This is a genomic window from Mesorhizobium sp. Cs1299R1N1 (assembly GCF_037179655.1).
GTDB classification, from domain to species: domain Bacteria; phylum Pseudomonadota; class Alphaproteobacteria; order Rhizobiales; family Rhizobiaceae; genus Mesorhizobium; species Mesorhizobium salmacidum.
Map to the genome: position 1 here is coordinate 31,763 of NZ_JAPYKR010000012.1, position 23,192 is coordinate 54,954.

The following is a 23,192-nucleotide window of genomic DNA, read 5'->3' on the forward strand; positions in this document are numbered from 1 at the left end:
TCAAAAAGCGACACACTTTCGCCTGCAGCAGATAACCGGTTTTTGTCCGCGGCGCGCAAGCGCGAGATTCTGCTCGACCTGCGCGAAGGTTTTTTTCGTGTCTGCGCCTTGGTGTGCGCGGGGCTGTTCGTCTATCGTGGCGTCTATCAACTTATCGAGGATCCGACCCGGCTCAATGCCGCGCTGGTGGCGATTTCCGAGATACTCACCTTCACCTGGCTGCTTCTGTCGCGACGTCCGGTGACGCGTGACTGGAATCCGCTGACGGTCATCGTTTCGGTGTCAGCCAGTTTTGGCGTTGCGTTGATCACCCTCCAACCAGGCATTGCACTCATCCCCCTTCATGTCGCCGCGCCGTTACAGTTCATCGCACTGTTGTTCGTTATCTGGGGCAAGATCTCGCTGGGGCGCTCTTTTGCGATCCTGCCCGCCAATCGCGGTGTGATGACGGGCGGTGCCTATCGGCTGGTGCGGCATCCGATCTATGCCGGTTACCTCGCCGGCCATGTGCTCTACCTCCTGTCGGCCTTTTCCTTCCACAATCTCGCGGTCTATGCGGTAATTACCTATCTCCAGCTTTACCGCATCTTGCGCGAGGAGGCCTTGTTGGCCACCGTGGCGGAGTATCGCGCCTACATGGAACGCGTGCACTACAGGCTGTTCTATCGGCTATTCTGAGACCAAGATCGCCAAGGCACTGTTGGCGAACCCATTTTTGGGCTGTTCAGGGGCGGGTCGCCTCAACATCGCCCAGTGAATCAAAGACTCCCGGCAAAAGCCAGGGTTGTCAGCAGTCCGAGCCCGCCGTCCAGCGGGCTTTTTTGCGTTTCGGGGCTGAATGTTCCGCAGCCGCAATGGTCCGGCGGAACGCCAGCCCCCCGAAAACGTTCTTACCTTGCAACATCCGAAATGGCGCGATGTTGAAACAGCGCGAAAGCGCGCATTCAGGAGCAGGGAAGGCCATGGGTCTAGGAACGATACTGATCATTATTCTAATCCTCGCGCTGCTCGGCGGCTTCAGCGGTCTCGGCGGTGGCCCGTTCTACGGAACCGGTTATTATGGTGGTGGCGGTCTCGGACTTGTGTTGCTCATCGTCATCATCCTGGTGGTTCTTGGACGCATTTAGCAGTTCGATCACGGCGGCAATCGCAATCGCGTGACCACGTTCACGTCGCCGGGCACCGGATTGTGATGCAAGCAAGCCGGCTTGTGATCCGGCATTCCGCGGGACTCGCGTATGGTGACTGCGGTCCACACCCCCCGTGGAAACAAGAGGAGAAGGTCCCACCCTTTCGTCCTCCTCCAAGGCCCGCCCCGGCGTCCCCGGAGCGGGCTTTCCTTTTTCATCAAGGCGATTGCCTCGAAGTGCTGGCTCGCCGCAGGGTGATGCTGGGCCACTTGCGGTGAAGCGTCCGCCCGCGCCGATCGCTGACAGAGTTCACATAGCCGCGCGTGCTCTCGACGAGCCGCTCGGCGCGCTCGACAAGGCGTTGCGCTTCCATGCAGTCGGCTGTCATCGCCGGTTTCACAGATGTTCCACGTTGCAAAAAGTGTAGTAAGGCTGAAGCTGCGAATCTCCCCCCTCGTGGGGGAGATGCCCGGCAGGGCAGAGGGGGGCGCTGTCCCGCCATAAGGTTGGGTAGAGTCCGGAGCACACCGATGACTTTGGAACTGAGTGCGCTGGACAAATCCATGCTCGGCGGTGAGCAAGGCCCTTCGGTCGCCGCCGCCATGAAGATCCTCATCGTCTTTTCCAAAGCCATCGGCGCCGGCAGCCTGCTCGACATCACCGGTGCCCATATCGATGGCTGCCTCTACCACGGCAAGGCAGGACTCGATTTCGTCGAACGGCTGGTCGAGGGCGGCGGCCGTGTGCGTGTGCCGACAACGCTGAATGTCGGCTCGTTCGACCTTATCCATCCCGGCATGGTGAAGATGACCGTCGCGGAAGAAGTGCCGGCGCGGCGGTTGATGAAGGCGCATCTGGAGCTTGGCTGCCAGGCGACCTTCACCTGCGCGCCCTATCAGACCCGCTTCCGGCCTGAGTTCGGCCAGCAGATCGCCTGGGGGGAATCCAACGCCATTGTCTTCGCCAATTCGGTGATCGGCGCGCGCACCAATCGCTATGGCGATTTCATCGATCTGTGCTGCGCCATGACCGGGCGCGCACCGGCCTGGGGCCTGCATCTGAGCGAGAACCGGCGCGGCCGTATCCTGTTCGAACTCGACATCGCCGGTTCAGAGCCGAGCGACAGTCTGTTTGTCGGCGTCGGACTAATTATCGGGCAAGCCTGTGGCGACCGCGTTCCGGTGATCGCGGGCTTGCCGAAACCGCGTGACGAGGATCAGCTGAAAGCGCTTGGTGCCGCCGCGGCAACGACAGGCGCGGTGGCGCTATTCCATGCCCTCGGCATCACACCGGAGGCCGGAACCGTCGACGAGGCCTTTCAAGGCACGGTGCCCGAGGAGATTGTCCGCATCAACCGTGCCGACATCGACCATGCGTTGTCCAGGCTGTCGATGGTGCCCGATGGCGCGCCGCTCCGTGCCGTGTCGCTGGGCACGCCGCATTTCTCGCATGACGAATGGATGCGCTTGCTGCCGCTGCTGCGTGCGGTCGCGCCTGACAGGGGCATTCCGATCTATGTCAACACGGGCCGCGCGACGCTGAGCCGGCTGCGGGAGGAAGGGTCGCTCGACGGTATGGAGGCGTTCGGCCTGATCCCGGTCGCCGACACCTGCACCTACGTCACCTCGATCCTCGAGCGGCTCGACGGCGTGGTGATGACCAATTCCGGCAAATGGGCGCATTACGCGCCGGGCAATATCGGTGTGACCGTCGCCTTCGCCGATATGAAGGACTGCATCCAGTCCGCCGCGGCCGGCCATGTCGTGCGGGGTGCGTCATGACGCAGCCGATTGAAGTGAAGGTCGTTGAAAGAGCCGGGACATTCCAGCTGACCGGCGCCGCCGAGGGGGAGGCTTTGGTGTTTTCGCAGCCGCTCAGCTTCTGGGGCGGCATCGATGCCGAGACCGGCAATATCGTAGATCGTTCGCATCCGGGCCTTGGCCAGAATGTCGCTGGCAGGATCCTCATCATGCCAGGCGGTCGGGGATCGTCATCCTCATCCTCGGTCTTGGCCGAGGCGATCCGCAGAGGCACGGCGCCCGCGGGTATTTTGTTGGAGCGGCCGGACCCGATCCTGGCCGTCGGCGCCATCGTCGCCGAGTTCCTCTACGGGATCAGCATGCCGCTGGTGGTCTGCGACATAGCCGGTATCGGTTCCGGCGAACGCATTGCGGTTGGTGTTCGCGAGGACGGTAGGGCGAGCGTGCGCAAGATCTGAGACTTGCCTCAAATCTCCGGGATGTTTTCCTTGAAGATTACCTGCAGCCTCGGCTGGTGCAGTTCATAGGGTAGGCCCCTGACCGCATGGGTCAGGATGTTGAGCGCCTCGCGGGCTTCGACCCGCGGATTCTGGTCGATGACCGCGTCGAGCGTGCCGTCGAGCAGCAGTTCCTTGGTGCCGTCCGTCGCCTCGTGGCCGAGGAAAACCATGGATTGCGCACGGCCGCGCTCCTTGAGCGCGCGCGCGATGCCGGTGTTGCCGGCGCCGACATTGTAGATCGCGGCAAGGTCGGGATGCCGTTCCAGAAGGGCCGACGCCTCCGAATAGGCCTTTTCGCGATCGTCTAGCATTTCGCGCATCTCGACGATCTCGAGATTGGGCGATTCCTCGGTCAATATGTGCCGGAAGCCCATCTCGCGTTCCTCATGACCGCGATAGGAGAGCGAGCCGGCGAACAGCGCCACCTTGCCGGGGCGCCCAGAACCCATGAAACGGTTGAGCAGATAGCCGGCCAGCCGCCCGGCGGCGCGGTTGTCGATGCCGATATAGGCGACCCTGGGCACATGCAGGATGTCTGAGGCGATGGTCACCACCTTGACGTCGTTGGCCGACAGCGAGCGGATCGCCTCGCGCACCGTTGGATGGTCGAGTGCGATGACGCCGACGCCTTGCGTCTGGCCGCGCAGATCCTGCAGCAGGCGGGCGAGCCGGTCGGGATTGAAGCCCTCTATGGTGGCGATGTGGACGTCGAGATCGGGGCGCGCCAGGGCCTGCGCCTCGATGTGGCGGTGCAGCATCTTGATGAAGGAATTGGTGCCCGCCGGCAGCGCGAAGTCGAGCCGGATGATCTCGCCGGGCATGGGTCGCAGCGACGCTCCGTTTGGGCTCTCGGCGATGTAGCCGAGGCGCTGCGCCATTTCGAGCACGACCTCGCGCGTGCGAGCCCGCACGCCGGGGCGGTTGTTGAGCACGCGGTCAACGGTGGCGGCGGAGACGCCGGCTTCCCGGGCTATGTCAGTCAGGGTGGAACGCACCGTCTTTCATCTCCTCAATGCATCAAGATCAAGCAATGCCGGCTGCAGATGATGTCAGCCTCGTTATCCGCGATTCTGATGGGAAATGATGTATCCGGCCTTAGCCGATGCGCAAGCCGTTGGGCTAAAATCGAGTCACCCGGTACGATCATGCAGGGAAAGGAAACACATTTTCCATCAGATCGAGGCATCTGGAGAGGTATAGGAATCCCGGTATGGTGCATTTCCCTGCCTCGTTGCCATGTTGTGAGGTATTTTGATTATTTATGATGTTGACAGCCTTCCGATACTGCCGTCAATATCCCTCATGGGCTCGTGGAGGAAACATTGGGCCTGAGGGAGGAATTCCAATGTCTGATCTGATCCGCATCTCGCGGCGCCGGTTGCTGGCGTCCGGAGGAAAGGCGGCGGTGTTCGTAGCCGCTGCAGGTATCGCACCGCAATTCATCCGTCCCGGCCGCGCCTTCGCGGCCGATGCCCTGGCGCCCGGCATGATCGGCGGGCCGACGGGCTTCGATGGCGCCGAGCGCTACCAGTATGGCGCCGACACCCCTGAGGGTCGCGCCGTCGAGGCCGCCAAGGCGCTGAAGGGCGCCGGCAAGGCGCCGGCCAAGATCGTGCTTGGCCTGTCGGACGGCTCGATCGGCCAACTCACCCAGCCTTTCCCTGCCGGCGCGCCGTCGATCAAGGAGCTCTGGGAAAAGGAGACCGGGATCCCGATCGAGATCGTCGGCCTGCCGAACGGTCAGGAATTCACCAAGACGATGCAGGACATCTCCACCAAGGGTGGGGCCTACGATATCTATTCGACCGAGTGGAACCGCCTTGGCGATCTCGCCGAGACCGGCGGCATCGCCAAGCTCGACGATTTCGTCGCCCAGTACAAACCCGAGTGGGACGATCCCAAGTCCGGCTATGTCGACGGCGCCAAGGGCGCGTCGCTGCTCAACAAATATCGCGGCTCGAACTATGGCGTGTCGCTGGACGGCGACTTCCAAACCTGGGTCTACCGCACCGATCTGTTCGGCGACGAAGCCGAGAAGAAGGCCTTCAAGGACAAATACGGCTACGATCTGGCGCCGCCGAAAACCTGGAAGCAGCACGGCGATATCGCGGCCTTCTTCCAGCGCCCGGATAAGGGGCTGTTCGGCTCCACCGACCTGCGCAACCAGGGCTGGGGCTACACCAACTGGTACCAGCGCTATGTCTCGATGGCCTCGCCCAACCAGTTCCTGTTCGGCGACGACGGCAAGCCGCTGATCAATTCCGAATACGGCATCGCCGCCACCAACGAATATGTCGAATCGCTTGCCCATCATTCGCCGGACGCCATTTCATGGGGCTGGCCCGAGCAATACGGCAATTTCGCCAAGGGCGGTGCGGCGATGACCTGCGCCTTCTCCAACCTGCCGAAATTCCTAGATAATGCCGGCAACAAGGATTCCAAGGTCACCGGCAAGATCGGCTCGATGCTGCCGCCCGGCCGCGAGATCGACGGCAAGCTGATCAGCCGCTCCGTGCTCTGGTTCTCGCTGACCGGCATGGTCTCGTCGCAGTCGAAGAACCAAGAGGTCGCCTATCTCCTGCTGCAATGGCTGGGTTCGGCCCGCATCTACGCCTGGATGAGCGCCAACCCCGGCGGCTATCTCGATCCGTTCCGGCTTTCGGACTTCTCCGATCCGCTGGTGCGCCAGACCTATCATGCCTACCACATGGACGTGGTGCGCGAGACGGTCGCCCGCACGGTGCCAACCATCAACTATCCCGGCGCCACCGCCTTCCACAACGCGCTGGACGAAAACCTCATGGCCTCGCTGACCAAGGCCAAGACGTCGGAACAGGCGATGGCCGACACGGAAGCCGAGTGGAAGAAGATCGCGCGGCGCATCGGCGAAGACAAATTGCTCGAAGCCATCAGGACCAACAAGGAGGCTTGGCCGACCGTTCTCGATCCGATCAGCTGATCCGTCTCCCTGGATCAGAGACGGGGGGAGGGGCGAAAGTTCTTCCCCTCCGCAACCGACGCCACCAGCAAAGCAGCCAGATGAAGCGTTCCGTCCCCTTCGAGATATTCCGCTACGCCGCGATCCTCGCGGCGATGGCTGTCACGCTGGTGCCCATCTTGTGGATGGTCTCGATGGCCTTCAAGCCGATCGCCGAATGGTCGGCGACCGGTGCCGACCTGACATGGTGGCCGAAGAACCCGACGCTCAGCAACTTCCAGTTCGTATTCGGCGAGTCCACCAACAATCTGATCGTCGCGCTCGACCGCACCGCGCTGAAGCCGATCCTGTCGTCACTTCTGTCGGCGGTGTTCGGCACCGCGATCGCCATGTCGGCCGGCACCGCCGCCGCCTACGGCCTGTCGCGCTTCGGCTCCGGCCAGAACCTGCCGCTGGCGCTGATTCAGCTCAGGCTGTTTCCGCCGATGGCCGTCATGATCCCTGTCATGATCATGTGGGCCTTCCTCAACTTCACCGACAGCTGGTGGGGGCTGGCGCTGATCTATGGCATCGTCACGCTGCCGTTCGCCTTCTGGCTGATGAAGACCTTCTTTGACGACATGCCGCGCGAGATCGAGGAAGCCGCCTTGGTCGAGGGCTGCTCGCGGCTGCGCGTCTTTACCCGCATCACGCTGCCGATGATGCGTGCGCCGCTGGCGAGCGCTGCCCTCTTCGTCTTCATCCTCAACTGGTCGGACTATCTGATCGCGTTGCTGCTCACGACGCGCGAGTGGGTGACGATCCCGGTCTACATGGCCTCGCTGTCGTCCTCGATGACCGGCCAGCTCTACGGCGCCAAGGCGGCGCTTGGGCTCATTGCCGCCGTGCCGCCGGTCATCATGGGAATCGCCATCCAGCGCCATCTGGTGCGCGGGCTGACTTTCGGAGCGCTCAAGCAATGAGCGCCGTGACCGCAACGATTGCGGAGGACGAGATGGGCGCCGTGCGCGGCAGGCCAGCCCTGCGCGACGAAGGCACGCGGCTGGGCTTTCGCCTGACCTTGCCGGCGCAGATCCTGGTGCTGTTCATCTCGGCCTTTCCGCTCTTGATGCAGCTCTACATCAGTGTCACCGACTGGTCGCCGCTTTCGGGCCTCGGCTGGTGGAACGCCTGGGAGATGTGGAACAGCTTCGCCAACTACACCGACCTTGCCGCCGACGCACGGTTCTGGAGCGCGCTGAAGCGCACGGCCATTGTCATGATCGTCTGCGTGCCGGCGGAATTCCTGTTGGGCCTCGCGCTGGCGACGCTGTTCGCCGACGATTTTCCCGGCAAGCGCATCTTCTATTCGATCCTGCTGATGCCGATGATGGTGGTGCCGGCGGTGGCCGGCTACATGTTCTTCATGCTGTTCCAGTCGGGCGGCCCGGTGAACGACATCCTGTCGGCAATCACGGGCACGCAAGTCACCATTGCCTGGCTGTCGGACCCGACCCTGGCGCTGATCGCGGTGATGATCGCCGACATCTGGCAGTGGACGCCGCTGATGTTTTTGATCCTGCTTGCCGGCCTGGTCGGCGTGCCGGAGGACCAGATCAAGGCGGCGACCTTGCTCGGCGCCAATCCCTGGCAGCGCTTTATCACCATCGTGCTGCCGAAAATGAAGACGATCATCATCATCGCGCTGGCGATAAGGGTGATCGAGAACTTCAAGATCTTCGATACGCTCTACATCATGACCGGCGGCGGCCCCGGCGTCGCTACCGAGACGATCTCCGTCTACATCTACAAGGTCACCACGCAGGACCTGATCTGGGGCTATGTGGCGGCGATCGCGCTGGCCATCCTGGTGGTGCTCTCCATCGTCGCCGTGTTCGCCATGAAGCGCATGGCGCGGGCAAGGCAGGTGCCGGCATGAGCACGATCCAGCTCAAGCACCTCACCAAGACATTCGGCGACTTCACGGCGCTGAAGACGATGGACCTCGACATCGCCGACGGCGAGTTCATGGCGCTGCTCGGGCCGTCCGGCTGCGGCAAGTCGACGACGATGAACATGATCGCCGGCATGGAGGAGCCGACCAGCGGCAAGATCCTGTTTGGCGAGCGCGACATGGCCGGCGTGCCGATGGGCCGGCGCGGCGTCGGTTTCGTGTTCCAGAACTATGCCATCTTTACCCACATGACGGTGCGCCAGAACCTTGCCTACGGACCGAGGATGGGTGGTGCCGCCAAGGCCGAGATCGACCGCCGCGTCGGCACGATCGCCGAGCTGCTGCAACTGACGCCGCTGCTCGACCGCAGGGCCAACAGACTGTCGGTCAACATCTTGCAGCGCGTGGCGATCGGTCGGTCCGCAATCATGGAGCCGGCGATCTTCCTGCTCGACGAGCCGCTGTCCAATGTCGACGCGGCCTTCCGCGCGGTCATGCGCACCGAGCTGAAACAGCTGCAGCGCCAGTTCAGGCAGACCATGGTCTACGTCACCCACGACCAGCTCGAAGCCATGACCATGGCCGACCGCATCGCCGTCATGGACCACGGCGTGCTGCAGCAGGTCGGCACGCCGCTCGAGGTCTACAACAATCCGGCCAATGTCTTCGTCGCCCGCTTCATCGGCGCGCCGGGCATGAACCTGCTCAAGGGCAGGCCGGCGGAGAGTGACCGGGGTCTGGTCGTCGATCTCGGGCCGCTGGGTGTCACACCGCCGCTGCCGGACGAGCTGGCGGCCAGCTTGCGCGGCGCACGCGGCGAGGTTCTCTACGGCTTCCGGCCGGAAGAGGTGACCCTGGCGCAAGACGGGCGCGGGCTGGCCATGCATGTCACCTTCGTCGAGCGCATCGGCGCACGCACCATCGTTCATCTCGGCCAGGGCGAGGGCGCCGTGAAAGCGGTGTTCGACAATGATGTCGGGCTGTCGATCGGACAAACCGCGGTCGTCGCGCCCACGGCGTCATCGGTACGCGTCTTCGACGCCGCCAGCGGCGTTGCGATGAGAGCGGGCTGAAACATGGCCGACATCGTCTTCCGCAATGTCACGAAACGCTACGGCACGACGCTCGCCGTCGACGATGCCTCGTTCACCGTCAACGACAACGAGTTCTTCTGCTTCTTCGGGCCGCCGCTGTCGGGCAAGTCGACAATCCTGCGCCTGGTGCTCGGCCTGGAAACGCCGGATGCCGGCGAAATCCTCATCGGCGGCAAGCCGGTCAACGCGGTGTCGCCGGCCGAGCGCAACGTCGCCATGGTGTTCCAGAACCTGGCGCTGTTCCCGCATATGAGCGCGCTCGACAATGTCCGCTTCCCGCTGGTCGAGCGCCGGGTCGCCGAGCTCGATATCAAGAAACGCGTCGCCGATGTCGCGGCCAAGCTGCATATCAGCCATATCCTGCACAAGCCGCCGGCGCAGCTTTCGGGCGGCGAGCGGCAGCGCGTGGCAATCGCGCGTGCGCTGGTGCGCGATCCCAATGCCTATCTCATGGACGATCCGATCTCGGCGCTCGATGCGCGACTGCGCGAGGAAACGCGCGTCGAGCTGAAGCGCATCCAGCGCGAGCTCGGCAAGACGCTGATCTATGTCACCCACGACCAGGAAGAGGCGATGTCGATCGCCGACCGCATCGCTATCCTGGACAATGGCCGTATCAGGCAGATCGGCGCGCCGGCCGAGATCTATGACCGCCCGGCCAGCACTTATGTGGCGCGGCTGCTGGGTTCGCCGGTCATGAATATCCTCAAATCCGTTCGCGGCGAGAGCGGAGTCGAAGCCGCCGAAGGCGTGATCCGCATTGCCGACAAGACGGCTCCCGCCGATGCCGTCGAGATCGGACTCAGGCCGGAAGATATCAGGGTCAAGCCGTGGGCGGATGGCGGCTCGGGTCGCCCGGCGCGGGTGTTCGAGGTCGAGCCGCTTGGCGGCTACACCGTGGTGACGCTCGCCGCCGGGCAGGCGCGACTGAAGGCCTTGCTGCGCGGCCAGCCTGACATCAGGCCTGACGCGATGGTGGCAATATCCTGCGAGCCGGCACGCGTGCATTATTTCGGACAGGGCGGAGGCGCGTTGGCAAGATGAATGCGGCCGCGAGGACAGGATTTCGGGAGGAAGGCATGACAGGCAAGGGCTTCGAGCCGGACGTGAAGGTCCGCACGAAGGAATACCGGATCGGCTGCGTCGGCGCCGGCATGATCATGGCCGAATGCCATCTGGCTGCCTACAAGGAGGCGGGATTCCCGGTGGTGGCGATCGCCTCGCGCACCAAGGCGAATGCGCAAAAGGTCGCCGACCGTTGGAGCATCCCGACCGTCCACGATACGCCCGAACAGCTGATCGAGGACGCAAACGTCGAGATCATCGACCTCGCCTTTCCGCCCGACCAGCAGCCGGCGCTGATCCGCCATGCGCTGAAGCAGAGCCACATCAAAGGGATCCTGGCCCAAAAGCCATTGGCGCTGTCGGTCGAGGAAGCCGTCAGGCTGCGCGACGAGGCGGCGAAGGCCGGCAAGATCCTCTCGGTCAACCAGAACATGCGCTACGACCAGTCGATGCGCGTGTTGAAGCAGATCATCGACAGCGGCGCTCTGGGCGACATCGTCTTCGCACAGATCGACATGCATGCCATCCCGCACTGGCAGACCTTCCTTCAGGGCTATGACCGGCTGACACTCGCCAATATGAGCGTGCATCACCTCGACGTGCTGCGCTTCCTGTTCGGTGATCCCGACGAGATCACGACGCTGACGCGCAAGGATCCGCGCACGGCGTTCGACCATTCCGACGGCATCACCGTCTCGACCTTGCGCTTCCCATCCGGCGTGCTTGCCGTGTCGCTGGAGGACGTATGGTCGGGTCCGCGCCAGGACGACTACACGGACGATCAGCACATCAACTGGCGGGTCGACGGCACCAAGGGCGTCGCCAAGGGCACGATCGGCTGGCCGACGGGTGCCGCCTCGACACTGACTTACGCCTCGGCCGAGACGACCGGCGGCGAGTGGATCAGCCCGAGCTGGGAGACGATGTGGTTCCCGCATGCCTTCATCGGCGTGATGGAGCAGTTGCAGCACGCCGTGAAGACGGGCACGCCGCCGGCGCTCACCGTCGCCGACAACGTCAAGACCATGGCGCTGGTCGAGGCGGGCTACCGCTCGATCGCGTCGGGCCGCACCGTCAAGCTTTCCGAAATCTCGACAAACTCAACCAGCTGAAATCACTGGCAGCTGAAATCACCGGCAGCTGAAATCACTGGCAACTGAATCGCTTACTGGGAGGAATTCACATCATGATGCAGGCAGGCATTTTCACGGGCTATTTCCCGTACGGTCTCGAAGAGACGGCGAAGAAAATCCGCGGGCTCGGTTTCAACACGGTGCAGCTCGACCTGCATTTCAGGGATGTCGACCTGTCGGCCGGCCAGATCACCAAGGACAAGGCCAAGAAGGTGCGCGACGTCTTCCGCGACCACAACCTGCCGGTCTGCTGCGTGTCGGGCTACACCAACATCATTCATCCCGACAAGGCCGAGCGCGACAAGCGCGTCGGCTACCTCAAGGAGATCATCCGCAATGCGCGCGCGTTCGGCTCGCCTTACGTGATTTCGGAAACCGGCACCTACAACACCGAATCCGACTGGGTGCATCACCCCAAGAACAAGACCGAGGAAGGGTTCGAGGAGTGCCGCAAGGTGATCGCGGACCTTGCCCAGACGGCCTATGACCACGGTGCGGTGTTCCTGCTCGAAACCTACGTCAACAACGTCGTCGGCTCGGTCGAGGAGACGGTGAAGATGTTCGCGCAGGTCGACCATCCCGGCCTCGGCCTGCTGATGGACCCGACCAATTATTTCGAGACCCACAACATCGACCGGATGGATCAGATCCTGAACCAGGTGTTCGACACGCTGACCGACAAGATCAAGATCGCGCACGCCAAGGACGTCAAGCGCTCGGGCGACGACAAGTCGGAGAAGCATGCCGACATCGGCGACGCCGACGCGATGGAAAGCCACACCTTCCGCGGCGTCGGCGAGATCGAACTGCCGGCGCCCGGCCTCGGTTCGCTGAACTACGACCTCTATCTCCAGCGGCTGGCCGAGAAGCATCCGAACATCCCTGTGATCATCGAGCATCTGTCGGAGGACGACGTACCGCGCGCCAAGACATTCCTCGATGGGAAATTCCGCGCCAACGGCCTGTGATGGCCGGCCGCGCCGCCGGTGCATGGCGGCGCGGCTTCAAACAAGGGAGGAAAGAATGTTGAAATTCGCATTGAAATTGGCCGCCGCCGCGACAGTGCTCGCCGGCATTGCCCTTGGCACGGCGGCGCAGGCGCAGGACGGCCAGAAGACCTTCTATCTCTTGTCGCATGGCGGCCCGTCGGATGCGTTCTGGATCGACTGGAACGCCGGCGCGACCAAGGCCTGCGACCAGCTCAAGGTGACCTGCAAGATCTCCTTCAGCGGCGGCGACATGGCGGCGCAAAAGGAGGCCTTCAACTCGGCGCTTGCCGCCAAACCCGACGGCATCGCCACGACATCGGCGCAGCCCGGCCTGTGGACCGAAGAGGTGAAAGCGGCAAAGGCCGCCGGCATCCCGATCGTGTTCTTCAACACCGACGATCCGGCGACAGGACGGCAGGCCTATGTCGGGGCCGACCTCAGGGAAGCCGGCGTCACCTGGGCCAAATATCTGGTGGACAAAAAGATGGTGAAGCAGGGCGACAAGGTCTTCCTGCCGGTAGAGGTTCCCGGCGCCAGCTATCAGCAACTCGAGACCGAGGGCATCGCCAGTGTTTTCGATCCGTTGGGGATCAAATATGACGTGGTCGACTGCGGCACCGATCCGGCTGGCATCATCGCCAAGATGACCGACTACATGGTCGCCAACAATCCGCCGGCGATCATCGCGCTCGGCGATTCCGTGGCGGCCAGCGTCAAGCGCGTCTTCGATGGCGCCGGTGTGCCGGCAGGCAAGATCCCGGTCGTCGGCTGGGGCAATTCCAAGGAGACGGCGCAGGCCGTCAAGGACGGCTTCGTCAACGCCGCCGCCTGGCAGTACCCGTCGGCGCAAGGTTTCATGCCGGTGGCGCTGCTCGGGCTTGCCGCCTCTGGCGAGCCGATCGGCTACGACGTCCACACTTTCGGTCTCTACGATGCCTCCAGCGTCGAGCCGATCCTGAAACTCTACGACAAGAAATGAGAAAACCAGCGCCCGCTGCGAAGGCGGCGGGCGTCTTTCAAGCATGGTCCAAGCAGTCATGACAATTGCCGCAGAAGACGACGCGCCGAGGGTGAAGGGCAGATCGCGCCTGATGCGCTCGCCGCAATTCTCCTCCTTCGTCATCCTCATCATTTTGCTGGCGGTGTTCGCTGTCGCCGACGCCAATTTCCTGTCGCCGCTCAACATCTCCAACATGATGGCATTCCTGCCCGAGCTCGGCATCATCGCGCTCGGCATGACACTGCTCTTGACGGCGGGCGAATTCGATCTTTCCGTAGGCGCGGTGTTTGGACTGGCGCCAGTGGTGGTGATGCTGCTGGTGCAGAATGGCGGCGTGGATATAGGTGTCGCGCTTCTGGCCGGACTCGTGCTGTGCATCTCGATCGGCGCGATCAACGGGCTGATCGTCACCAAGATCGGCATCTCCTCCTTCCTGGTGACGCTGTCGATGCTGCTCGTCGTGCGCGGGGCAGCGCTCTACATCACGCAAGGCTTTCCGCTGAAATCCTGGGACCAGCCGGGCTTCTTCGTGACGCTGCTCGCCGGCAGCTTCAACATCGGTTCGTTCCGCTTCTATACCTCGCTGTGGTGGTTCATCGGCCTCTCGCTGTTTGCCATCTACATCCTGCGTTACGCCAAGCTCGGCAACTGGATCAGTGCGATTGGTTCTAATCGCAACGCGGCGGTGGCGCGCGGCGTTCCCGCCGACACCGTCAAGATCTGGCTGTTCATCGCGACCTCGGTGCTGGCCGGCCTTGCCGGCATGATCAGCGCCTTCCGCATCTCGGCCGCCTCGCCGGTGGCCGGCACCGGCTATGAGCTGGAGGTGATTGCCATGGTGGTGGTCGGCGGCACGGCGCTGACCGGCGGACGCGGCACCATCCTTGGCACAATCGTCGGCGCGCTGATGCTGCGCGCCATCCGAAACGGCATCGTGCTGATTGGCGTGCCGGGGCTCGCCTACAACATCTTCGTCGGCCTTATCATCCTCGCCATGCTCATCCTGCACGCTTTGCTGCAGAAGAACGCCGCAAGGGGCTGACGATGATGCAAGACGTACTTCGGCTGCAGAACCTGCAAAAGTCCTTCGGCAGCGTGCGCGCGCTGAAGAACGCCTCGCTGATACTGCGGGAAGGCGAGGTGGTGGCGCTGCTTGGCGACAATGGTGCGGGCAAATCGACGCTGATCAAGGCGATTTCGGGCGTGTTCCCTGTCGACCGGGGCGATATCTTTGTGCGTGGCGAGAAGGTCTCGATCCGCTCGACGCGCGATGCGATGGATCTCGGCATCGAGACCATCCATCAGGACACGTCGCTGGCGCCGGACCTCAGCATCGCGCGCAATCTTTTCCTCGGCCGCGAGCCGGTCAATTTCGGTTGGCTCGGCGTGTTCGCGCCGCTCGATCTCGCGAAGCTGCGCAAGGCCGCTTCAGAATTGCTGAAACGCGTTGGCATTTCCAAAAACCTCGACGCCGACGCGCTGGTCTCGACGTTGTCGGGCGGCGAACGTCAGTCGATCGCCATCTCGCGCGCCATGCAGTTTGCAGCCAAGGTCATCATCCTCGACGAGCCGACCAACAATCTCGGCGTCGAGGAAACCCACGGCGTGCTGCGTTTCGTCAAGGAGGTGCGCGACGCCGGCCATTCGGTGCTGCTCATCACCCACAACATCCACCATGTCTTCCAGGTCGCCGACCGCATCGTCGTCATGCGGCGGGGCGAGATCGTCGCCGAACAGACGGTCGCCGACACCGATCTGCTGACCGTGGAAAGCATCATCACCGGCGCCGACATGTCGGCCCTGCTCAAGGAGGCGAGGGCAAAGTGAAGGGCGTCGCATGGTAGAGCTCTACGGCAAGACGCTGTCGCGCCGGCAAGTGGCCGAGCGATCAGGCATGCTGTCGCAATTCGCCGGCGTGCGGCTGATGACGCTCGGCGACGGTGTGGAGCGCGGCATCCGCATGCTCGAATTCCGCACCGGCTCGGGCCTGCGCTTCACCGCGCTGGTCGACCGGGCGCTCGACATCGCCGATTGCGACTATAGGGGGCAGGCGATCGGCTGGCATTCGCCGAGCGGTTTTCGCAACCCCGGCCTGCATGAGTATGAAGGGGAAGGGGGGTTGGCCTGGGCGCGCTCTTTCTCCGGCCTGCTGGTCACCTGTGGCCTCGATCATATTCTGGCCCGCGAAGACGTGCCGGCCGACAGCTACAACTACCCGGGCAAGAAGACGGTGCTCCATTCGCTGCATGGCCGTGTCGGTACGATCCCGGCGCGGCTCACCGGCTATGGCGAGCGTTGGGACGGCGACCGCTGCGTGCTGTGGGCCGAAGGCCTCGTCCAGCAGTCGACGGTGTTCGGCGAGGATCTGCATCTCATCCGCCGCATCGAGGCCGATGTCGGCGGCAACGAGATCCGGCTTTCCGACCGCGTCGTCAATCACGGCTTCAACCGCACCCCGCATATGTATTTCTACCACATCAATATCAGCCATCCCTTGCTGGATGAGGGCTCCCGCTATCTGGCGCCGATCCGCGACGTCGTCTGGGCCTGCCATGCCGGCGAGCGCTACGAGGCACAGGGGGTCGGCTATCGCACGGCGCCGGCGCCGCAACCAAGCTTCAGCGAGCAGGTCTGGCAGCATGAGATGGCTGCCGATGCCCATGGCGAGGTGCCGGTGGCCGTCGTCAACGACGGGATTGGGGTCGGTCTCGAACTGGTGACGCACAAGGACCAGTTGCCGTGTGCCTATCAGTGGCAGAATTTCCAGGCCGGGCAGTACGCGCTGGGCATAGAGCCATCGACCCACCACGTGCTCGGTAATCTCGCCGCCCGCGAGCGCGGCGAGATGATCTGGCTGGAGCATGGCGAAAGCCGGGCGTACGACGCGGTGTTCCGGGTTCTCGATGGCGCCGGTGAGATCGCAGCGGCCGAAGCCAGGATCGCGGCTATCGCCCGGCAGCCCGCGCAGGATTATCCTCAGCCTTCCGGAAACTTTCCAAGACTGGCCGGCAGGACATGAGCGCGACATTTATCCAAAGCAAGCCCTCCGGCCGGCGGACCGGATTGCCAGCGGTGCGCGACGGTTGGAGGTCAGTGTGACGACGATGGCAAAAAAGCGCGACTACAGCCTTGTCGGCGAAAGCACCAGGGCGGCGATCGAGACCGGGCTTGCCTCGGCCGAATGGTACCATACCGACGTCCCGCGCAAGGCGATGAAGGAACTGATGCAGCGTTCCGACGGGCCGGCGATCCGCGACACCATCATCTGGATTGTCGCGATCCTCGGTTCGGCCGCCGGTATTGTCTGGTTCTGGGGTTCGTGGTGGATGGTGCCGTTCCTGTTCGTCTACGGCGTGCTCTACGGCTCGTCGAGCGACTCGCGCTGGCACGAATGCGGCCATGGCACGGCCTTCCGTACGCGCTGGATGAGCGATGTCGTCTACCACATCGCCTCGTTCATGCTGATGCGCAATCCCGTGCAATGGCGCTGGAGCCATGCCCGCCATCACACCGACACCATCATCGTCGGCCGCGATGCCGAGATCGCCGTCATGCGTCCGCCGGATCTTTTGAAGGCCGCGCTTGCCTTCACCGGCATTCTCGATTTCCGCTATTCGCTGCCGACGCTGGTGCGCCAGGCATTTGGCACGCTGTCGGACGAGGAGAAGAGCTACATCCCCGAGATGGAACAGCATAAGGGCGTGGTCGCGGCCCGCTGGCACGTCGCGATCTATGTGGCGACAATCGCCCTCGCGATCGCGTTGAGGTCATGGATCCCGCTGGTGCTGATCGGTCTACCGCGCCTCTACGGTACCTGGCACATGGTGATGACCGGCCTGCTGCAGCATATCGGCTTGGCCGACAATGTCGTCGACCATCGGCTCAACACACGCACCGTCTACATGAACCCGATCAGCCGGTTCATCTACTGGAACATGAACTATCATGTGGAACACCACATGTTCCCGATGGTGCCCTATCATGCGCTGCCCAGGCTGCACGAACTGATCAAGCATGATCTGCCCGCGCCCAATCCCTCGATGTGGCATGCCTATCGCGAGGTCTGGCCGGTCCTGCTCAGGCAGCTGAAATACGAGGATTACTACCTCAAGCGCGAATTGCCGCCGACGGCGAGGCCCTATCGCGGCGAATTCCACGAGGTCGATATGTCGGCGGCGGCCGAATAGCGATCGCGAATGGTTGCAGGAGATTGAGATGGCGGATTGGCTTGAAGCTTGCGCGGTGGGCGATGTCGAGGAAGAGGATGTCATCCGCTTCGACCATGGTGGGCGGACGTTCGCGATCTATCGCTCCCCGGACGACGAATTCTTCGCCACCGATGGTTTTTGCACGCATGAAAAGGCGCATCTGGCCGACGGGCTTGTGATGGACGACATCATCGAATGTCCCAAGCACAATGGCCGCTTCAACTACAAGACCGGGCAGGCCAAGGGCGCGCCGGTCTGCGTCAACCTCGCGACCTATCCGGTGAAGGTCGAGGCCGGTAAGGTGATGATCCAGATCTGAAGCGGGGGCATGATCAACCGATCGGCATCGCGATGGTAACCAACAGAGGGACGTTTTAATGAGCCGAAAGAGACCGACCGTCGCCGATTTGCGCGCCATGAAGGGCAAGCGTCAGCTGACCATGCTGCGGGTGCTGACCCTGGACGAGGCGGAGGCCGCCGAGCGGGCAGGGGTCGACATCGTCTCGGTGCCTCCCGAACTGGTGCTCAATCCGCAATACCGCGATGCGGCACCCAGCCTGTTCACCATGCCCGGCGACAATTTCTTCGAAATCGGCACCGCGGATGATTTCGTCCGCTGGGCCTTCCGGCTCTATAAGGCAAGCGCCGACGCGGTCTATTGCAGCGCCGGCTACGCAACCATCAAGCGGATGGCGGACGATGCCATTCCCGTCATCGGCCATGTCGGCCTCATTCCTTCCCGCGCGACCTGGACAGGTGGCTTCAAGGCGGTTGGCAAGTCCGCCGACACGGCCATGCAGGTGTTCGAGGCGGTGAAGCAACTGGAGGCGGCCGGCGCCATTGGCGCCGAGATCGAGGTGGTGCCGGTCGAGGTCGCCAAGGCGATCTCGGAGCGCACGTCGCTGATCATGCTGTCGATGGGCGCGGGCACGGGCTGCGACGCGCAATATCTGTTCGCCGACGACATCCTTGGCCAGAACAGGGGTCACATGCCCCGCCACTCCAAGGTCTATCGCAACTTCGCCGCCGAGTATGACCGGCTGCAGGCGGAACGGGTGGCGGCATTTTCCGAATTCGTCGCCGATGTCAACGGCGGCGCCTATCCCGAGGACCGGCACATCGTGCACATGGATCCGGCCGAGCTACGCCTGTTCCTCGACAAGGTCGGCCGGGGATAAGGCCGGCTGCCACGCACTGCCGGCCAGTGCGGCGTTGAGTGCTTCCGCATCGACGCCGAGCGGCCGGTCCTCCTTCAGCGTCAGAACGAACGCGCGTATCGCCGTGTGGACAGCTGATGTGCGTGGCGCCAGCGTCAACCCTTCACGCAAGTCGATTGCCTGTGCCGCCGCCATCAGTTCGAAAGCGATCAGCCGGCGCCACAGCACGATCATGTCCGCGCATTTCGATATCGCCAGCGGCGTCTGCGTGGCGTGATCCTCGACGCCTTCCGACACCGGCAGGAAATCGAGCATCACCGGATTGGCCTTGTGGCGGATGGCGGCCAGGATCGATGTCGCCGTCTTCTGCAGCGGCACGAAGCCGGCCGAGGCGCCACCGGCCGGCGACAGGTACTTGGGCAGGCCGTTGCGGCCCGAACCGGTGAGCTGGATGAAGCGGGCGGCACTTGCGGCGGCGCATTGCGCGATTGCGAGGCCTAGTGTCTCGAAAGCGAGCGCCAGCGCCGCCGTGTGGAAGTTGCCAGTCGACATCACCACGCCGTCGTCGCCCAGCACCAGCGGATTGTCGGCGGCGGCATTGAGTTCGATCTCGACGGCGCGTCTTGCCTGGCCGATCGCCTCGATCAGCGCGCCATGGATCGAGGGCATGCAGCGGATCGACAGCGGATCCTGTATGGTGGTGGGCGCCGGCGCTTCGTCGCGGGCGAGAAGATCGTGCAGCGCCTTGGCGGCTTCCTGCTGGCCGACGGCCGGCCGCGCCATGTGCAGGCGGGGATCGAGGATGGCGCGATTGGCGCCGATCCCTTCCATTGTCAACGCGCCAGCCTGCTGTTGTTGGGCCAGAGCCGACAGCGCGTCCGTGACAACAAGCGCGCCGCTGCCGGCGGAGACGGCGGATGCGTTGATCAGCGACAGCCCATCCTTGGGCGCCAGGCCGATGGGGCCGAGGCGGGCCATCATCAGCGCCTTGACCGCCGGCATGCGCCTTCCCTGATAATCAGCCTCGCCTTCGCCGATCAGCAGGCGAGCAAGCGCCGTCATCAGCACCAGGTCGCCGGCGCCGATCGATCCCAGCGACGGCATCACCGGATGGACGCCGGCATTGAGCGCGTCGGCCAAGGCGACAAAGACTGACGGGGAGAGGCCGGACCCGCCGGCCGACAGCATTGTCAGGCGGGCAAGCATGGTTGCCCGCACGACCTCGACCGGCAGGGCCTCGCCGACCGCGCCGCTGCGGCCATCGAGCAACTGGCGCTGGAAGGCGCTGGCGTCACCCTCGACCGATGTGCCGAGATTGGCGCCGAGCCCGGTGTTCAGGCCGTAGATCTGCTGGCCGGAGGCCGCAGCCTGATCGAGCACTTTTCGCGCCTTCTCCAGCCTGCCGATGACATCGGCTCCGATTTCCACCTTGCGCGCCTCGCGGGCGACAGCGGCGACATCGCCGATACTGACGCCAGCCCCGGTGAGGACTAGCGCGGTCATGCGAAGCGCAACCTTTGGCCGATGCCTTGCGCCTGTGCCTTGGCCAGCATCGCCTTGCCGAGCGCAATGTCGGACAGCGACAGGCCGCGATGCCAGAACAGGATTGTTTCGTCGTCACTTTGCCGTCCCGGCTTGAGTCCGGCGGCGATCTGGCCGAGTTCGGCATGCAGCGTTGCTTCGCTCAGCCGTCCGGCCTCGACATGGGCGCGCAGCGAGCCGAACTTGCCGCCTTTGCACTGGCCCCAATCGTCGACGACCATCTTCTGCATGATGTCGGTCAGCGACAGCTCCACCGCGCTCATCGTGCCATAGGGCACGACCAGCGCACCCGGCTTGATCCATTCTGTCTTCAGCAACGGCTGCGGCTCGGGCAGGCGCGATGCTTCGACGACAATGTCGGCGCCCTTGACGCAGCCCTCCCAGTCGGCGACCGCAGTGACGGGTTTGCCAAGGTCGACGGAGAGTTTTGCTGCAAAGCCATCGCGGCTTTCCGGCCGGCGCGAATGGACGCGGATTTCGTCGAAATCGAAGAGATGGTCGAGCAGGCGCACGTTCCAATAGGCGGTGCCGCGTGCGCCGATATGGGCGAGCACCTTCGAATTCTTGCGAGCGAGGTGTTTGGCGCCGATCGCGGTGACGGCGCCGGTGCGCATGTCGGTGATGACGGTGGCGTCGAGGATGGCGCGCGGCGTGCCGGTGCGCGGGTCGAACAAATTGAGGATGCCGAATTCCGACGGCAGGCCGTGAAGATAGTTGTCGACATAGTCGCCGACGATTTTCACGCCGGCCACGTCGAGCGGCGCCACGTAGCCGCGCAAAACATTGAAATGGCCGTGGAAGGATGGGTCGGGTTCGAGGTGGACACGCGGCTCGATCACCGTCTGGCCCTTGCCTTGCGCAACGAGCCCGGCCTCGACCGCGCCGATGATCTCGGCATCGGTCATGGCAAGCGCTTCGATGTCCAGGGCATTGAGATAGTCGATATAGATGGGCTTCATGCGCACGCTGTTCCTCGGCCACCCGCCCATCCATAACAGGCCGCGGCGCGACACGAAAGTTTGTTGGCTGTTGTCTGGACGCGGTCGGCCAAATGCTGTTCAAAGCGGTCCGTCATGACTGCCGTTTCCGAGACCGAAGCTTCAGCCGACCCAGCCGGGAATTCGCGGCGTGTGGCGCTGATCGTCGCCATCGCCTTTTTCATGCAACTGCTGGATTCGACGATCATCTCGACCTCGCTGCCGCAGATGGGCGCCTCCTTCGGTGTGCCGGCGGTGGCGATGAGCATCGGCATCACCGTCTACATGCTGACCATGGCGGTGTTCGTACCGCTGTCGGGCTGGCTCGCCGACCGTTTTGGCGCACGCAACATCTTCCTCGCGGCAATCGCGCTGTTCACGCTGGCTTCGTTTGCCTGCGGCTTTTCGCAGAACCTGACCGAATTTGTCGTTGCCCGTGCCGTGCAGGGCCTGGGCAGCGCGCTGATGACACCGGTCGGCCGCATCCTAGTGCTGCGCAACGCGTCGAAATCCGAATTGCTCAACGCCACGGCGCTGATCACCTGGCCGGCGCTGTTCGCGCCTGTCGTCGGGCCGGTGCTTGGCGGCTTCATCACCACCTATCTGTCCTGGCACTGGAATTTCTTCATCAACATCCCGCTCGGCGTGATCGGGCTGGCGCTGGTCGCCCGTTTCATCCCGGGCGACCGTGAAGCCGATGCCAAGCCACTCGACTGGCCGGGTTTTTTCCTGACCTCGCTGGGGCTCGCCTGCCTGCTCTATGGTCTCGAGCGCATCGCGCATCCGGAAGATGGCGCCTGGCCGACGGTGGGGCTGATCGTTGCCGGCATCGTCGTCGGCTGGGTAGCGGTGCGGCATCTCCGTCGCGCGCCGCATCCGCTGCTCGACCTCTCCTCGTTCAAGGTGCAGACCTTCGCCATCTCGACGCTTGCCGCCGGCACCATCTTCCGGGTGGCGATCAACGCCACGCCATTCCTGTTGCCGCTGCTGTTCCAGGTCGGCTTCGGGCTATCGCCGGTCGATGCCGGCATGATGATCCTGGCCTATTTCCTCGGCAATCTCGGCATGAAGACGGTGACGACGCCGACGCTGCGCCGCTTCGGCTTTCGCTCGGTGATGGTCGTCAACGGCATCATCGCGTCCGCATCGATCATGGCGTGTGCGGCGATCTCGCCACAGACGCCTCAGGCCCTGGTGGTGGCGCTGATGCTGATCGCCGGCCTGACGCGCTCGATGCAGTTCACCGCGCTCAACACGCTGGCCTTCGCCGATATCGCGGCTGGGCAGCGCAGCTCCGCGGCGACGTTATCCTCCATGCTGCAGCAGGTGGCGATGCTGTTCGGCGTTGCCGTGGCGGCGGCGATCCTCAACCTGTCGCAGATCGCCAGGGACCGGCCGGCGCTCGATCTCGTCGATTTTCGAGCAGCCTTCCTGGTGATCGGCGTCATCGGACTGGTTTCGTCGTTCCGTTTCCTGGTGTTGCCGAAGACCGCCGGCGCCGAGGTCTCGGGCCATATTGCCGGAAACTGAAATCGAATTTTCCCGTCGATCGCAGGGTTAAATTCCGTCTTCGCCTTTCGGCTTGGTGCGGTATCTTCGCGGGCACCGACGATGACGCAAACAATTGCCAAAAGCGCAGGAGTTTCCGGGCATTGCGCCAGATTCGGCAATCAATGCGTCCACTTTGCGAATCTCATCGCCAGACCGCCTTTTGAACGCGGATTCATTTGACGAAGCAGCGCTGAGCCGATTAGCTTTCTCTCCCA

The 23,192-nt window shown here is 63.5% G+C and carries 22 protein-coding genes; 19 read left to right on the forward strand and 3 right to left on the reverse strand.

Features of this window, described 5'->3' with window-relative positions; translation table 11 throughout:
- The first annotated feature begins 42 nt into the window (after window positions 1–42).
- The 4 genes from O7A70_RS24475 (at window position 43) to O7A70_RS24490 (ending at window position 3,348) form a co-directional block, all read left to right on the forward strand.
- Window positions 43–678 carry a methyltransferase family protein gene (locus O7A70_RS24475; protein ID WP_337142697.1) on the forward strand — a complete coding sequence of 212 codons (636 nt, stop codon included), beginning with the start codon at window positions 43–45 and terminating at the stop codon, window positions 676–678.
- A gap of 284 nt (window positions 679–962) precedes the next feature.
- Entirely contained in the window at window positions 963–1,127 is a 165-nt protein-coding gene (locus O7A70_RS24480; RefSeq protein WP_023768317.1) for a DUF3309 family protein, read from the forward strand.
- Window positions 1,128–1,660: 533 nt separating this feature from the next.
- Entirely contained in the window at window positions 1,661–2,911 is a 1,251-nt protein-coding gene (locus O7A70_RS24485) for an aconitase X (protein ID WP_337142698.1), read from the forward strand.
- Window positions 2,908–3,348, forward strand: coding sequence for an aconitase X swivel domain-containing protein (locus O7A70_RS24490; protein WP_337142699.1), 441 nt, complete (start codon window positions 2,908–2,910; stop codon window positions 3,346–3,348). The genes O7A70_RS24485 and O7A70_RS24490 overlap by 4 nt, the downstream gene beginning before the upstream one ends.
- A gap of 8 nt (window positions 3,349–3,356) precedes the next feature.
- On the opposite strand, the gene O7A70_RS24495 is transcribed toward O7A70_RS24490, so the two are convergent.
- Window positions 3,357–4,385 (reverse strand): LacI family DNA-binding transcriptional regulator, encoded by a 1,029-nt coding sequence (locus O7A70_RS24495; protein WP_337142700.1) that lies wholly within the window; start codon window positions 4,383–4,385, stop codon window positions 3,357–3,359.
- A 350-nt stretch (window positions 4,386–4,735) separates the two neighbouring features.
- On the opposite strand from O7A70_RS24495, the gene O7A70_RS24500 reads away from it, so the two are divergent.
- The 14 genes from O7A70_RS24500 (at window position 4,736) to O7A70_RS24565 (ending at window position 18,928) form a co-directional block, all read left to right on the forward strand.
- A complete protein-coding gene (locus O7A70_RS24500; RefSeq protein ID WP_337142701.1) occupies window positions 4,736–6,349 on the forward strand; it encodes an extracellular solute-binding protein in 1,614 nt (537 codons plus the stop codon).
- A gap of 80 nt (window positions 6,350–6,429) precedes the next feature.
- Window positions 6,430–7,290 carry a carbohydrate ABC transporter permease gene (locus O7A70_RS24505; protein ID WP_015317068.1) on the forward strand — a complete coding sequence of 287 codons (861 nt, stop codon included), beginning with the start codon at window positions 6,430–6,432 and terminating at the stop codon, window positions 7,288–7,290.
- A complete protein-coding gene (locus O7A70_RS24510) occupies window positions 7,287–8,246 on the forward strand; it encodes a carbohydrate ABC transporter permease (RefSeq protein WP_337142702.1) in 960 nt (319 codons plus the stop codon). The genes O7A70_RS24505 and O7A70_RS24510 overlap by 4 nt, the downstream gene beginning before the upstream one ends.
- Window positions 8,243–9,334 (forward strand): ABC transporter ATP-binding protein, encoded by a 1,092-nt coding sequence (locus tag O7A70_RS24515; RefSeq protein WP_337142703.1) that lies wholly within the window; start codon window positions 8,243–8,245, stop codon window positions 9,332–9,334. The genes O7A70_RS24510 and O7A70_RS24515 overlap by 4 nt, the downstream gene beginning before the upstream one ends.
- Window positions 9,335–9,337: 3 nt before the next feature.
- Complete coding sequence (locus O7A70_RS24520; protein ID WP_337142704.1) at window positions 9,338–10,399, forward strand: ABC transporter ATP-binding protein; 1,062 nt, start codon at window positions 9,338–9,340, stop codon at window positions 10,397–10,399.
- A 35-nt stretch (window positions 10,400–10,434) separates the two neighbouring features.
- The gene (locus O7A70_RS24525; protein WP_337142705.1) at window positions 10,435–11,532 is read left to right on the forward strand and encodes a Gfo/Idh/MocA family protein; all 1,098 of its coding nucleotides are present in this window, start codon (window positions 10,435–10,437) and stop codon (window positions 11,530–11,532) included.
- Window positions 11,533–11,606: 74 nt separating this feature from the next.
- Window positions 11,607–12,521, forward strand: coding sequence for a sugar phosphate isomerase/epimerase family protein (locus O7A70_RS24530; protein WP_337142706.1), 915 nt, complete (start codon window positions 11,607–11,609; stop codon window positions 12,519–12,521).
- A 55-nt stretch (window positions 12,522–12,576) separates the two neighbouring features.
- The gene (locus tag O7A70_RS24535) at window positions 12,577–13,521 is read left to right on the forward strand and encodes a sugar ABC transporter substrate-binding protein (RefSeq protein ID WP_337142707.1); all 945 of its coding nucleotides are present in this window, start codon (window positions 12,577–12,579) and stop codon (window positions 13,519–13,521) included.
- Window positions 13,522–13,579: 58 nt separating this feature from the next.
- Window positions 13,580–14,584, forward strand: coding sequence for an ABC transporter permease (locus tag O7A70_RS24540; RefSeq protein WP_246673646.1), 1,005 nt, complete (start codon window positions 13,580–13,582; stop codon window positions 14,582–14,584).
- A gap of 2 nt (window positions 14,585–14,586) precedes the next feature.
- Window positions 14,587–15,369, forward strand: a complete 783-nt coding sequence (locus O7A70_RS24545) for an ATP-binding cassette domain-containing protein (protein ID WP_337142708.1) — start codon at window positions 14,587–14,589, stop codon at window positions 15,367–15,369.
- A 10-nt stretch (window positions 15,370–15,379) separates the two neighbouring features.
- A complete protein-coding gene (locus O7A70_RS24550; protein ID WP_337142709.1) occupies window positions 15,380–16,561 on the forward strand; it encodes an aldose 1-epimerase family protein in 1,182 nt (393 codons plus the stop codon).
- Window positions 16,562–16,646: 85 nt separating this feature from the next.
- On the forward strand, window positions 16,647–17,729 hold the full coding sequence (locus O7A70_RS24555) for a fatty acid desaturase family protein (RefSeq protein ID WP_337142844.1): 1,083 nt from the start codon (window positions 16,647–16,649) through the stop codon (window positions 17,727–17,729).
- 28 nt (window positions 17,730–17,757) lie between these two features.
- Entirely contained in the window at window positions 17,758–18,069 is a 312-nt protein-coding gene (locus O7A70_RS24560; protein WP_337142710.1) for a MocE family 2Fe-2S type ferredoxin, read from the forward strand.
- A 58-nt stretch (window positions 18,070–18,127) separates the two neighbouring features.
- Entirely contained in the window at window positions 18,128–18,928 is an 801-nt protein-coding gene (locus O7A70_RS24565; protein ID WP_027141523.1) for a 3-methyl-2-oxobutanoate hydroxymethyltransferase, read from the forward strand.
- On the opposite strand, the gene O7A70_RS24570 is transcribed toward O7A70_RS24565, so the two are convergent.
- Together O7A70_RS24570 and O7A70_RS24575 are read right to left on the reverse strand one after the other, a co-directional pair.
- The gene (locus O7A70_RS24570; RefSeq protein WP_337142711.1) at window positions 18,893–20,410 is read right to left on the reverse strand and encodes an HAL/PAL/TAL family ammonia-lyase; all 1,518 of its coding nucleotides are present in this window, start codon (window positions 20,408–20,410) and stop codon (window positions 18,893–18,895) included. The two genes, O7A70_RS24565 and O7A70_RS24570, sit on opposite strands and share 36 nt — an antisense overlap.
- Window positions 20,407–21,408, reverse strand: coding sequence for an ornithine cyclodeaminase family protein (locus O7A70_RS24575; protein WP_337142712.1), 1,002 nt, complete (start codon window positions 21,406–21,408; stop codon window positions 20,407–20,409). The genes O7A70_RS24570 and O7A70_RS24575 overlap by 4 nt, the downstream gene beginning before the upstream one ends.
- A gap of 114 nt (window positions 21,409–21,522) precedes the next feature.
- Between O7A70_RS24575 and O7A70_RS24580 the strand changes: the two genes are divergently transcribed.
- Window positions 21,523–22,956, forward strand: coding sequence for a DHA2 family efflux MFS transporter permease subunit (locus tag O7A70_RS24580; protein WP_337142713.1), 1,434 nt, complete (start codon window positions 21,523–21,525; stop codon window positions 22,954–22,956).
- Window positions 22,957–23,192: the final 236 nt, after the last annotated feature.

What these genes read in the sequence shown, in the direction of transcription:
- O7A70_RS24480 (WP_023768317.1), top strand. Translation starts at nt 963, where the DNA reads ATGGGTCTAGGAACGATACTGATCATTATTCTAATCCTCGCGCTGCTC.
- O7A70_RS24485 (WP_337142698.1), top strand. Translation starts at nt 1,661, where the DNA reads ATGACTTTGGAACTGAGTGCGCTGGACAAATCCATGCTCGGCGGTGAG.
- O7A70_RS24490 (WP_337142699.1), top strand. Translation starts at nt 2,908, where the DNA reads ATGACGCAGCCGATTGAAGTGAAGGTCGTTGAAAGAGCCGGGACATTC.
- O7A70_RS24500 (WP_337142701.1), top strand. Translation starts at nt 4,736, where the DNA reads ATGTCTGATCTGATCCGCATCTCGCGGCGCCGGTTGCTGGCGTCCGGA.
- O7A70_RS24505 (WP_015317068.1), top strand. Translation starts at nt 6,430, where the DNA reads ATGAAGCGTTCCGTCCCCTTCGAGATATTCCGCTACGCCGCGATCCTC.
- O7A70_RS24510 (WP_337142702.1), top strand. Translation starts at nt 7,287, where the DNA reads ATGAGCGCCGTGACCGCAACGATTGCGGAGGACGAGATGGGCGCCGTG.
- O7A70_RS24515 (WP_337142703.1), top strand. Translation starts at nt 8,243, where the DNA reads ATGAGCACGATCCAGCTCAAGCACCTCACCAAGACATTCGGCGACTTC.
- O7A70_RS24520 (WP_337142704.1), top strand. Translation starts at nt 9,338, where the DNA reads ATGGCCGACATCGTCTTCCGCAATGTCACGAAACGCTACGGCACGACG.
- O7A70_RS24525 (WP_337142705.1), top strand. Translation starts at nt 10,435, where the DNA reads ATGACAGGCAAGGGCTTCGAGCCGGACGTGAAGGTCCGCACGAAGGAA.
- O7A70_RS24530 (WP_337142706.1), top strand. Translation starts at nt 11,607, where the DNA reads ATGATGCAGGCAGGCATTTTCACGGGCTATTTCCCGTACGGTCTCGAA.
- O7A70_RS24535 (WP_337142707.1), top strand. Translation starts at nt 12,577, where the DNA reads ATGTTGAAATTCGCATTGAAATTGGCCGCCGCCGCGACAGTGCTCGCC.
- O7A70_RS24540 (WP_246673646.1), top strand. Translation starts at nt 13,580, where the DNA reads ATGACAATTGCCGCAGAAGACGACGCGCCGAGGGTGAAGGGCAGATCG.
- O7A70_RS24545 (WP_337142708.1), top strand. Translation starts at nt 14,587, where the DNA reads ATGATGCAAGACGTACTTCGGCTGCAGAACCTGCAAAAGTCCTTCGGC.
- O7A70_RS24550 (WP_337142709.1), top strand. Translation starts at nt 15,380, where the DNA reads ATGGTAGAGCTCTACGGCAAGACGCTGTCGCGCCGGCAAGTGGCCGAG.
- O7A70_RS24555 (WP_337142844.1), top strand. Translation starts at nt 16,647, where the DNA reads ATGGCAAAAAAGCGCGACTACAGCCTTGTCGGCGAAAGCACCAGGGCG.
- O7A70_RS24560 (WP_337142710.1), top strand. Translation starts at nt 17,758, where the DNA reads ATGGCGGATTGGCTTGAAGCTTGCGCGGTGGGCGATGTCGAGGAAGAG.
- O7A70_RS24565 (WP_027141523.1), top strand. Translation starts at nt 18,128, where the DNA reads ATGAGCCGAAAGAGACCGACCGTCGCCGATTTGCGCGCCATGAAGGGC.
- O7A70_RS24570 (WP_337142711.1), bottom strand. Translation starts at nt 20,410, where the DNA reads ATGACCGCGCTAGTCCTCACCGGGGCTGGCGTCAGTATCGGCGATGTC.
- O7A70_RS24575 (WP_337142712.1), bottom strand. Translation starts at nt 21,408, where the DNA reads ATGAAGCCCATCTATATCGACTATCTCAATGCCCTGGACATCGAAGCG.
- O7A70_RS24580 (WP_337142713.1), top strand. Translation starts at nt 21,523, where the DNA reads ATGACTGCCGTTTCCGAGACCGAAGCTTCAGCCGACCCAGCCGGGAAT.